At 42.7% G+C, this 12,528-nt stretch carries 7 protein-coding genes; 1 reads left to right on the forward strand and 6 read right to left on the reverse strand.

The genetic code is table 11. The annotated features are described in order from the left end of the window. Positions 1-26: 26 nt before the first annotated feature. The 5 genes from GM921_RS09605 to GM921_RS09625 form a co-directional block, all read right to left on the reverse strand. Positions 27-3,026, reverse strand: coding sequence for a DEAD/DEAH box helicase family protein (locus tag GM921_RS09605; RefSeq protein ID WP_182922431.1), 3,000 nt, complete (start codon positions 3,024-3,026; stop codon positions 27-29). A 1-nt stretch (position 3,027) separates the two neighbouring features. Further along, on the reverse strand, positions 3,028-4,944 hold the full coding sequence (locus tag GM921_RS09610; protein ID WP_182922432.1) for a phospholipase D-like domain-containing protein: 1,917 nt from the start codon (positions 4,942-4,944) through the stop codon (positions 3,028-3,030). Further along, positions 4,944-6,083 (reverse strand): hypothetical protein, encoded by a 1,140-nt coding sequence (locus GM921_RS09615; RefSeq protein ID WP_182922433.1) that lies wholly within the window; start codon positions 6,081-6,083, stop codon positions 4,944-4,946. The genes GM921_RS09610 and GM921_RS09615 overlap by 1 nt, the downstream gene beginning before the upstream one ends. Before the next feature lie 20 nt (positions 6,084-6,103). Then, positions 6,104-8,977, reverse strand: a complete 2,874-nt coding sequence (locus tag GM921_RS09620) for a type I restriction endonuclease subunit R (RefSeq protein ID WP_202985648.1) — start codon at positions 8,975-8,977, stop codon at positions 6,104-6,106. 74 nt (positions 8,978-9,051) lie between these two features. Continuing rightward, positions 9,052-9,978, reverse strand: coding sequence for a tyrosine-type recombinase/integrase (locus tag GM921_RS09625; RefSeq protein ID WP_182922434.1), 927 nt, complete (start codon positions 9,976-9,978; stop codon positions 9,052-9,054). 67 nt (positions 9,979-10,045) lie between these two features. On the opposite strand from GM921_RS09625, the gene GM921_RS09630 reads away from it, so the two are divergent. Continuing rightward, complete coding sequence (locus GM921_RS09630) at positions 10,046-11,230, forward strand: restriction endonuclease subunit S (RefSeq protein WP_182922435.1); 1,185 nt, start codon at positions 10,046-10,048, stop codon at positions 11,228-11,230. Here the strand turns inward: GM921_RS09630 and GM921_RS09635 are convergent. Beyond that, the gene (locus GM921_RS09635) at positions 11,223-12,488 is read right to left on the reverse strand and encodes a restriction endonuclease subunit S (RefSeq protein ID WP_182922436.1); all 1,266 of its coding nucleotides are present in this window, start codon (positions 12,486-12,488) and stop codon (positions 11,223-11,225) included. The two genes, GM921_RS09630 and GM921_RS09635, sit on opposite strands and share 8 nt — an antisense overlap. Positions 12,489-12,528 lie beyond the last annotated feature (40 nt).

Consider the following 12,528-nt stretch of genomic DNA (forward strand, 5'->3'; position numbering starts at 1 on the left):
CCTGAACGTCCCGAAGTGAGCAGTTATTATCCTTGGAAAAACTCGATATCATATTTTGAATGAAGTCTCTCCTGAATGGCCTTGGGAATATCGTCCTCAGTCACTTGGTCAGTCAAGCCTACAGTGCTGTCATAGTTGTTTGAATTTTCAATATTATTAAAATCTCTGACAAAGGTATTGATATGGCCAAGAAGCTTGACAACCTGGTTGACTTCTACCGATTTCGACAGATACGGATAATAAACCTGCACCTTATTGGAAAAAGTGCGAACTCCCGTGCTATTAAGCAATCGATAGCTTAAAGAATTAATCCTATCTACCCGGCCCGTACGTTGTTCTATTCCACTTGGGTTCCAAGCTATACCGTAATGGTATACCTGTTGGCAATAGGTATGGAGATCTTCTCCTTCATGGAAAATATCCGTGGCGACCAGTACATATGGAAAACCGGGCATACGAAACCGCGTAGCAATCGTGCTTCTATTTTTATCCTGTCCGCTCGCGCCAACGACTGGAGACATATTGTTCAGCTGGGAAAGTATCTTCTGGGAATCCCGATGCTGGAAATTAACTGAGATGATCAAGTTATAATCTTTTAAAATGGTTCTGACTTCTTGGAACACAAAATGAAACGGGGCATCTGTTGGCACTAATAGATTAATCAACTCTTTGTTGATTTTTTTTCCTGTTGAATTGGCAACGAATGCAGGTAAAAGACCACTTCCATTCTGGAATATAGAAATAAGCAGCGCATTTAAAGCCATAAAATGGATTAGAAACTCTCTCATTGAAACAGTCGAGTGTTTCGATACCCAGCTATATAACTCATCTTTACAATGGATCAGCAAAAGCTCAGTGATAAAGGTCTGTTTTTTTAATTCTTTGGCATGGTACCTGCGGCCATCAATAGGTTTTGGATCCTCTTGCAAAAGGGAATTTCTGAACAGTTCCTGTGCTACCGTGAAACGCTTGCCTGTCAACCGTTCGGCACTTGCTAAACTAAAATCTGTTCTCCATGCAGTTTTTTGCGCTAAATCCTTGAGCTTGGGATCACTCAGCATTACTAAAAAAATGTTTAGATCAAAGAAATTCTCACGGTAAACCTTCTGCTTGAAAAGAAAGCCTTCTTTATGTCTCTTGGTAAAATACGACTTAAAAAAAGAATCGTATCGTAATTCCTCTTCTTCGTTTTCCGCAGCAGTAAAATCCTCTAGGTCAATCTGCTCAAAATACCGTTCACTTGCAAGTTCTAGGGCATGGAGAACCGTGCTCAAGTTAGCACGTGAAGGCTTCTTTGTAGAAATAATCATATTGATCACCTTGGAAACATCTGCCTCACCCCTTAGATAGCAATAATTGATCATGTCTTTTAGGTCAGACTTTGCCGGGCTCGACAACTTTCGCCACCATTTAACAACTTGTGGGAATGCAGCGAATGAAGAAACTGCATGGCTGATCCTCTCCTGATCATGGGAATTTGCGAATGCCTTTTTCATCAACCCCACATCTTCAGACTCATACTTGGTATATCTGCCCGTGAACTTTAACGCCCCATTTAGAATGATGTCTCTATCATACCGAAGTATAAGACGCTTAACCAGCTCATCTACTGTTGCAATCCTTCGCACGAAGATCAACGATTTCTGCTGATTTGTGATCTGGTTCGTAACCTCTGTTTCCAACCTTGAAAGCTTGGGATGTGGCGGTGGCTGATGACCAAAATTTTTCCTGTATGAATTTACTATCTCCCTAATGATGTTGGCATCCTCACTGTCTTTTTGGTTACGGTGCTGCACGATTTCGTATTCTTTTTGAACCACATCTCTTCCATCGTCGTCAGTCTGCGCCGCTACCTTTTTATCCATATCGACCTGATAGCTTTCAAAACCAGCTAGCATACCGATCTCAAAGGATGCATTTGGTTTTTGGGAAAGATGCCGGATAGACTGGAACTGAAGGAGCTGCCAGAAAACACTATCGAAACCATTCCCTAGTTCGATCTGCACTGCTTTTTCGGCAAGATCCACGTTCCCATTGCGATGCTCGTGCCTGCATTGGTTTCTGGAATAGATCTGTTCCTCTAGGAAATATTCCATATTACCCCTTATCAATATACCTGGCAGTGCATTTAACACCTCTTCACGCTCTGTGCATTTTCGAAGTGGGTGTTTCTTCAGTAGACAGTCCAACTGAGCCTTTACCTCCATAATGTCACGGTCCTTTGGAGTGGCCGAGAGACAGATAACCTTTTTGGCCAAGGAAGACTTCATCCTGTCTTTCAGCTCGGGGAAATCGCTTAGGATCTTATCATCTCTTCCGGCCCCCAGTAACAACATGGTTGCTATATTTCGGTTCGAGGCATTCACGCCAAGGCCATGTTTGTAATTGTGTGCCTCATCGACAATCAGACAGTCAATTCTATTGGACATCGCGTTTAGCAAGCACGCTACTAATTTCAGCAGCTCTGTTTTAAAATCCTTATTAAAATACTTAAGATCACGCGCCCTTAAAAGCATTTCCCTACAAAAGCCGTTATTGCCAAAGACCTCATTTGTTAGGTACTCCCGATGTCCCTTTCGATAACTGGATAGGCTGCTAAAGGATGTCATTCTCAAGATGGAAAAAGGTTCACTATCCTCAATTGGCCTAAGTCTGTCTTTGATGATTTCATCATTTTCGAGCAAAGCCAAGTGCCCTGCGCTGCTAGTGAGATAGTTGTGCGAGCCAAAGTTCCGAAGTTCTTTCAGCCATTTATCCTGCAGGTTTTTCTTCGGCACCACCATGACATCGCAATAAGGCCCTTTTTTTGTAGATGCATGTTTTAGCAAGGTTGCTATACCAAGCCCGATGTAGGTCTTTCCAAGTCCGACCTCATCTGCGATGTAAATTACATTGTTCTCAGCGTTGGATAAATACTCAAACCCTTTTTTTATAACATCGAACTGCCTTTGGGCAATCTTCTCAGAAATACCATCATGTGACTTAAGGTCGATGACGCTTGAAATGTCGATCTGTTTGTAGGCCATACTATTTTTTAAGCTGTTCGATTACCCATTGTGATTTTTCCGGCAGCCCATCTACCTTTTTTTCGAGCGAAAGTGCATATACAGCCAGACCATTACGTTTCTGTCTAAGCGACCTGCGGACTTTAGACTGCTCCTTGCGAACAAAAACCGACAGCGATCTGTCATAGAACCTGACTATCAGCACCTGAAGGACCATCCAAACAAAACTATGGCTGACCAGGTGCCTCTCGAGTTGTCCACATAGGCCATTGATATAAAAAGGAACAGTTTCAAGGTTCTCTGAAAGCAGATAATAGCTGATATCATCATGTGCTGCCCTTCCGGCAAGATGTTGACCGAACAACCTACCTTCCAACTTGTTCAGCGCAGTAAAATGGTGGGCGAATTCATTGAGCAGCGATATCTGGTCTTCAATTTCATCACCGATCTCACCCGATTCTCCTGTGAGCTGGTTTGCGAGTTCTAAGGACAAGTTTTCCACCTGCTCAATATCCTCGAACATCCAGAACCTTAATATTGTCACTGCGGTTATATCGAAACCCAATGGCCGGCATTCCACACCCAGTTGCAAAGGATAGTAGCTATAAACATTTTCGCCCATTACAATTTCTATCAGTGCATTTTTGCTCAGGCAAGATATATCCCTATCGGAAAGTGTAAATTTGCCCTTCTTTTCGCTAATTTGTTTTCCAGCAAGGATGCTTTTAAATGGTATAGGTTCCTTCGATGCTTTCGGCAGTGCATAGGCAAGGGTACCATCCGTCCAGTTTAGGATAAAAGAAAGGTCGGGAGCATTTCTTAGACCAGGGTCAGTCGATTCCGTGGTCAGTATATCCGATTTCTCCAAAAATACCATTTCATCTTCATTGATATCTCGTGGAACAAGCAACGGAGCTTGAGCTCCCTCTATATAGATGATGGCAGACTCTATATTGGCCTGGTTATCGGTATCGCTACTAAAATAGGACCATGCAGGATAGGTAAAGTTTACCGAGCCCGTAATGGTTATCGTAACGTCTTCTGAATAGAGCCTGTAGACTTTTGCATGCAAATTCCGCGCCTCTCCCGAGATTTTTACATCCGTCCAGCCGCACCATTGGACACCTTTGTCGCGCATAGACAGAAACACTTGCTTTTCCAACAGGATCTCGTTGGTCTTGAGCGATGGGATTAGGCACCTGATTTGACCAACACCATGTTTGTTCAAGTGGCCAAGCAGCAACGCCTCGCCATACATATACGGCGAAATGATTTCCAGTAAGTGCGGCCTATGCTGTTCAATAAGCTTATCCATTACATCCATAAATGATTTTTCGGTATTACAAAAATACTGGCCATCATCATCAATGTAGTTCAGCTCCCGTTCGATAAGTTCTTCGGCAATAGACAGCATTCCGTTCCCATGAAGTCCAGCGATTGCGTTGATGGTACCTTGGTAAAAGTTTTTTCGGGTAATTTTCGGCCGACTATTTCGCAGCAGTTTGCGCAAACTGACCGTTTCAATATTCTCGCACCATCCAGATGCTGTCAAGTTAGCCGAACAGTTCAGGTGCAATATGGTACCACCTTCCAATAACACATAGCTTTCCTTGGGATGGAAATTTACCAAAGCACCATTTTTCGCCGGCAGCCTGATGCAGCGCATTTGGTAGCCCAATGTTGGCGCCATGGTCGAATCCTTTGCGAAATGGTCACAGTAAACAGTAATATGGGGTATAAGACCTTCCTTCTGGCAACGCCTCCAAAGGATATTATTATAAATGTGCTCATCGCTAAATGTTCGTGAAGGCACAAGTAACGGCATGACATAATCTTCAAAAAAATGCGGATCGAATGTAAAGGAGTAAAATACGGCTGCTAATACCCGTTTTCCATTAATGGCATCTCGTAACTGCTCTTTCAGAATATGCCTATCCATTAGTTCAATTGTTTAAAAAGATTGAACCATGTGTTGATAAAATATGTATAATCATGGTTCCGCATAGGATCATAATCACTTGAGAAAAACGCGCCCTCAAAATGGTTCACCTCTAGCCCAGCAGCATTGAAGCGCATCCAGGGCTCTGATCTTCGTCGTGCACACACTGTTTCGTTGACTAGCACTAATCCCCTGACAGTTTCAAGATTATCCCTACCAAGTAGCCTGCCAATTTCTGGTGATAGATAGGAGTTTTCGTGTCCTTCAAATGTAGCAGCCCATGCACCGATAAACTCATCCGATGCAAGCTCCCCGTCGGTCCAAGAGGATTTGCACTGGAGATACCTGAATATCCTGTTGAGCGGAGATAATATGCGCTCTGTATTTTTGATTCTAAAAAGTACCTGAGCCAATTTCCGATCGATTGCTTTGTCAATAATAAAATCAAGGCGTTCATAGAACTCCATTTCCACAAGTTCAGGGAAACTTTTAACCATATCTAATAATTGGCCATGACAGGTATCAGTAAGCAAATGGTCGATATAACAATCCCGTTCATCCGCTGAAGAGATTGATAAGGGAGTTGCGAGGGCACCGACATCAGACTTTTTGACCTTAATAGAAGTTCCTCGCTTTTTCGCGAGCTGCGACACCAGCTGTTCAAGAAGGGGATTATACTTTAGTTTTTGGAGCTGCACCTGTTGAAAGCGAGCATCATTTGCAAGGCCCATATCATTAAATGGTCTACTGTACTTGCCCCAGATACCATAGCTCCTCTGATTGGACAGCAATTGGTTGGACACGGAGATTTCTACATGATCCCTGCTATCATCCATCATCTTTCTTGCACGATCAATACCATTAAAACCTTCTTCCCCGGCAAATTTCTGGAGCCTGGCATAGGCCATCAACTGTTCCAAACAAAGAAAAAAAGCTGGATAATCCCTATCTGTAATATCAAACTCGCCTTTGCAGGCATTGGCCAAACCAATGATATGGAAATCACGGAGACTGGATGAAACAGTAGAAAGTTCTGGTATAAGGTGTCTACCGGCACCTTGCCAGGCCACCTGAAATCCAAGGGGATCTCGGGAACCTTTGACCATATAGTTAGGGTCTTGGAGCGTTAAAAAATACATAGCAGTTTAAAAATCAATTGTTAACCGGCTACACCGTTCATAAAGGTATCCACGAAATCCTTGATCCGAAGCAGAATCCTGTCTCCGAGCTTCCTGCGCTGCAGCAGACTGGGCTTTTCCCCATCGATCAGCTCGATCACCTCATCTCTTAGCGGTTCATGCTCGGCAAAAAGATAGTTTTCGATCAATCTTTCAGTCTTTTCGGCAGAAAGGTTCTCCTCTTGCACTAATCGTGAAAACTCTTTTTTCTGCTCGATGCCCCAGAAATTTTCGAATTCGCTGGCGATATCGTCCGCATCGGTGATATTGGGCATGTTCTCGACTATGAACCGGTCGATCAGTTCGCGCTTGCTGCGCAGAGAAACTTCTGTACTCAACAAATTGGCGATCTCTTCCTCGATCGACTTGCGGTCGGCGCCATTATTCTTTGTCTTGAGCTTGATGAGCAGCTGCAGGATATAGGTCACGTTGATCGTATCACGCCTGATAAGTTCCAGCTCAAAATCGATATCGTTCAATATCGAGGTCTTTTCTCCAGGATCCCTGTCACCAATCTTTTCCTTGATGTCCAGGTACTTGCTGGTATAATCGGCAAACAACTGTTCATCGATATCTAGGTCCTTCCAGTCAAACTCGTTATAGTGGCCCATTTTTTTCTGCAAACGGATCAGCGCCCTAAAGGCCAGCACAAAGCTCAGGTCCTCTTCTTCAGATTTCAGTCCATCGACATCCGATACCGTCGGCACGATCTCCAGCAACCTTTTTACCCCGGCATTGAACTTTTCGACATAGTCTACATAGGGCTCCACGATGATCTCATCGATCGCATCCTTGTTGGAAAAAAGCGTGATCGCCTCATCGGTCCTATCCTTCAAATTCCTGAAGCAGACGATATTTCCCTGGGTCTTGTTCTTATCAAACGTTCGATTGGTCCGGCTAAAGGCCTGGATGAGTCCATGGTAGCGCAGGTTTTTGTCCACGTACAGCGTATTGACATACTTGCTATCAAAACCGGTCAGAAACATATTGGCCACCAATAGGATATCCACTTCATTGTATTTCGCCCTTTTGGCGACATCATTATAGTAGTTATAAAAACTTAACGAGTCCTTGGTACTATGCGAGGTACCGAACAGCTGGTTGAAGTCTTCGATGTACTCATCCAACAGTTCACGGCGGTGAGGCCGGATGGCTTCGCTACCGCTATCACCACTTTCTCCAGGCACAAATCCCATCTCCTCTTCGTTGGCCACAAAACTAAAGATCGTCGCCACTTTCAGGTTGTGCTCATCCGCTTTGCCTTTCCTTCGGAACAGTTCATAGTACTGGATCGCAGAATCAATATCCTGTACGCACATCATTGCGCAAAAGGCGCCATTCTGGGTTTTCTGGGAATGGTACTGCAGGATATAATCCACGATCGCCTCCTTTCGCTCTGGTGCCTCGAATACTTCGGCCTCGTTGATATCGGCGATCTTCAGATCAATGATATGCTCTTTTTTCTTAAAGGTCTGCACGTACTCTACCGAAAAGCGCAGCACGTTCTCATCGCGTATCGCATCGGTGATCACGTACTTGTGCAGACACTTGCCAAAAAGGCTGGAGGTCGTTTTCTCCCCGTCCGCGTTTTCGGCAAGGATGGGCGTTCCGGTAAAGCCGAACAGCTGGATATTACTGAAATAGGAAACAATATTCTTATGGGTATCGCCGAACTGCGAACGGTGGCACTCATCAAAGATGAATACCATGCGCTGGTGCTGGATCTTGGCCATCCTTGCGATGCTGCGCCCGGTGATCGCATTGTTCAGTTTCTGGATCGTGGTCACGATAATCGATACCGAAGGATCATTGAGCTTTCGGATCAGGTCATCAGTGGTATCGGCCGCGCTTACACAGCCCTTGCTGAACTTGTCGTATTCCTGGTTGGTCTGGTAGTCAAGGTCTTTTCGGTCCACCACAAATACCACCTTTTTGATCGCTGGAATCCTAGAAAGTACCTGGCTGGCCTTAAAACTGGTTAGCGTCTTTCCGCTTCCGGTGGTGTGCCAGATGTAGCCGTTCTTTTCTACATCGTAACCATTGAGCACGGTGTTCTCGGTCACCTTTTTGATGATGTTCTCCACCGCATAGTACTGGTAGGGCCGCAGCACCATCAGTTTTTTTTCGGTCTCATTGAGCACGATGTACTTGCAGATCATCTTGCTCACATGGCAAGGCTCTAAAAAGGTATCGGTGAACTCGGTCAGCAGGTTATTGAGCTGCTTGTTAGATTCATCCGTCCAGTGAAAAGTCTGCAGGTATTCCTGGCGGTGGATCCCGAAATTGGAAAAATATTTCGTGTTCACCCCGTTACTGATCACAAAGAGCTGCACGTACTGGAACAGCCCCTGGCCTGCGCCAAAGCTGTGCTTCTGGTAACGGTTGATCTGGTTGAAGGCCTCCTTCATCTCTAGGCCCCGACGTTTAAGCTCGATCTGAACCAAAGGCAGCCCGTTGACAAGCAAGGTCACATCGTAGCGGTTGCGGTATTTTCCTTCTTGGCTGAGCTGGTTGGTGAGCTGGTACTGGTTCTGGCACCAGTGTTCCACGTTCAAGAACTCGAAATAGAGGTTATCACCGTTATCGCGAACGATATGCTGGCGCTCGCGCAGCAGCTTGGCCTTTTCAAAGACCGAGCCCTTGTTGAGTATATTAAGTACCTTATCGAATTCAACAGTGGACAGCAAAATGCCGTTGTGTTTTTCCAGCTGGGATTTCAGGTTGCCCAGCAGCGCCTTTTCATCGGCAATGGAAATATAGTGATAGCCCAGTTTTCCCAGCTGTAAAACCAGCTGTTCTTCTAGGATCTGTTCTGACTGTTTGGACATATAATTATTTGGTGATTGCGTTGCCATGAAAGTAACAATAGTAATCGGTTAATAAAAACGGGTTGGTTAAATAAGCGGGAAATGTAAAAAATAGGAACATCCTATCTCAACGCCCGGAACATCTGGTCGATGCACTTTTTCTTCTGCTCGTGGTTAGGATGCACATATAGGTTCAGCGTGGTGGTAATATTCGAATGCCCCAGAAGCACGCTCACGGTCTTATAATCGCACCTGCTTTCGATGCACCGCGTCGCAAAACTGTGGCGCAGCCCGTGGAACTTCAGCCTTGGCATCTTCAGCTCTTCCATCATTTTCATGTAGTAGCTCCGGTAGGTACGCGGCTCGGTCGGTCTGGCCTCGTTGGTCAGCACAAAAAACGAGCTGTTCACGATCTTTTTCATCGGCTTGAGCATCCGAAGCAGATCCTTTCCCATTGGGATATCCCTGATGGAATTCTTGGTCTTTGGCGTATCGATCACCAGTTCGGTCCGCCGCTCCCCTTCGTCCACCACATAGATCCGCTGGATCGTCCGGCGCACCCTTATCACCCCCTGCTCGGTATCCACGTCCTCCCATTTCAGCGCACAGACCTCCCCGATCCGCATCCCAGCGCTCAGGCACATGAAGATCCCCAGATTGCGGAAGGTAAAATTGGCTTCGACATACCCCATTACTTTTTTCTGATCGGAACGGTTCAGCACCGCCACTTCGCTCTTTTCCCTATCGGTGGGATAAAGGATATCAAAGGGCACATAGTCCAGCCACTTTCTCTTACCTGCAAACTTGAGCACCATGTTCAGCACGATCAGGATATCCTTGACCGACTTCTGGCCCAGTCCAGCGGCCAGTTTCTGGTGCACAAAGGCCTGCACATCGATCTCATTGAGCTCGGACCGATCGCCAAAGGCGGGGATGAGATGGTTTTCGATCAGCAGCGCATAGGCTGAAAAGCTAGAGGATTTGATGTACTGTTTTTTGTCGGTCTTCCACAATTGGATGATCTCGGAGATTGTTTTGTTCTTGTCCATAATCTGTTAAGGGTTAAAACCCGAAAGTTAAGAACAATGCAATTCCCACATCCTCAATGTTCCGAATTTGAGATTTACGGGCTTTAGTTCAGATTGGAGCAAACTAAGTTTAGAAGAAATCGGCGAGTTTAAAAATGGTATTAATAAGTCAAGTGATGACTTTGGCCATGGAGTGCCCTTTATAAACTTAATGGACGTGTTCGGAAAACCAACTATTTATTTTGGGAAGCATTTTGGGTTAGTAAATGCAAACAAAAAGGAAATTGACGCATATGAATTGAGAAAAGGTGATGTATTATTCATTAGATCTTCGGTGAAAAAATCAGGTGTTGGAGAAACCTCTGTTATTATGGAAGATTTGCCAAAAACAGTCTATAGTGGCTTTTTAATAAGATTTAGAGATACAAAAATTAAAATTGACCTCAATTATAAGAAATATTGTTTTTGCAATCCAAAATTTCGGAATGACCTGATTTCATTAAGTTCTACAAGTGCGAATACTAATATAAATCAAGAATCTCTGAACTCTTTAAATATATACCTTCCTCAGGATGCGGAGCAGGCAAAAATTTCTCATTTTCTATCCCTTATCGATATAAGAATCGACACCCAAAGCAAAATAATTAAGAAGTTAGAATCCTCAATCATAAAGCTAGGTGAAATGCTCTTTGACCAAAAAATTAGATTTCCTAGAATAAATGGACACTGGAAAGAGACAACTTTAAACCAAGAATGTGTGATTAATCCGAAATCACCACCTTTAGAAGAAGAGTTTGGATATATAGACCTTGAATCAGTAGCAAAGGGTGTTCTTCAAAAAAAACAATTCCTTAAAAAGATTGAAGCTCCGAGTAGAGCAGCAAGAGTTCTACAAAATTTAGATATTATTTTTCAATGTGTTAGGCCCTATCAGATGAATAACTTAATCTATATTTCTGAAGATAATCGACAGTGGGTTGCTTCAACAGGGTATGCTCAGATAAGAGCGAATGGTAGCACCACCTTTATGTATTATTTATTAAACCAGCCAAAATTCAACAAACAAGTTATGATTCGCTGCACTGGAACAAGTTATCCAGCAATATCAGCAAATGATCTTGGTAAAATAAATATTAAAGTATGTTCAAAATTAGAGCAAGAAAAAATCGGTCAGACACTGTTCTTGATGGATCAAAAACTAAGAACTGAAAAATTAATTTTGGAAAAATATAACTCACAGAAAAAATATTTTCTAACCAATTTGTTTATATAAATAAATTTCTAATTAAAAACTCTTTCTGGCTACTATACATTGCCAGAGTTTTTTTTTCAACCTCAATCTTATCGTTAATTAAAGTGAGAAATTTAGCAATCAATTCTTGCTCATTAATTTCGGGAAGAACGATGGGCATTTCAAAGAAATCATGACTTGAAAAGCCCATTCTATCTGATCTCGCGCCAAAATTAGCGATTTCAGCCATATGCCGATGCCATATTTCGGTTTTAAAAAACTGTTCAATAAAATCTACATTTTCGTTAAAAAATCTGAAGACCGTATATAATGGAGACATGATACCTGTACCGATTTTATTTCTTGATATTGGACCGACCGGTGCTTCTTTTGATATTCTGGGGTTATAAACAAAGTCATTGCGTTCAACAATGTAATATCCGCTTATGTTATTCTTATTTGCTATGTCACGCTCAAAAAAATCTCGTTGATTGACTATGCCCTGTACTGCAGAATTAGTAAATACAGATGTAATTTTTGAATCCTTATTTTTAAAAATGCATTTCTGTGAAAGATCTTTCAATTTTTCAGTTCTCCACTGCTGAACATCAATTCCTTTTATACTTTTAAATCGATATGTTCTTGAAAATATACTATCGCGGAGCAGTCGCATTTGAGATTCTAAATTCTTAATTATTTTGCTTTGGGTTTCTATGCGCTCATCAATTAAAGATATAAAAGATGCAATTTTATTCTGCTCATTGATTTGTGGAAAAGAGATCATAAATTTGGAAATTTCGCTCACAGTCAATTGAGGTTGCGCACTTCCAAAAGATACCATCGATATTATGTTCTGTAATTGTTTTGAATTAAAATATTTATATAAATATTCTGATTGCACTTTATTTTGACCACATCTTATCAAAACCATTCCAGAATTTATCCGCAAATTCTCAAATGGAATTGATGCGTCATAATAACAAACATGGCCAATCGATCCACGAGTGGTTAATACAAGGTCTGATCTCATTAACTTTCCTTTCCGCAATGATTCATCTTTTTGTTTTGTGATGAAACTTTTTTCAGAAAATGAAAAACCGAGTTTTGTTACGTTCTTTGCATTCAAAAACAAGCAATAACCTTCATCTGAAAAATCACCTCCATTAGGGTAATTTTTACCCCTATCTCCATCAATAATTTTAATATCCAGATTTTCTAATCTATCTAACTCCCATTCGCCGTCAAACCCGTGAAATCTCAAATTCGGAACATTGCTTTTATTTTTTCTCGTTTCTTCCATTGCAGTATTCAATATCTCTTTAGATTACATTAAGGATTTC

The sequence above is a fragment of the Pedobacter planticolens genome (genome assembly GCF_014172375.1).
Lineage (GTDB): Bacteria > Bacteroidota > Bacteroidia > Sphingobacteriales > Sphingobacteriaceae > Pedobacter > Pedobacter planticolens.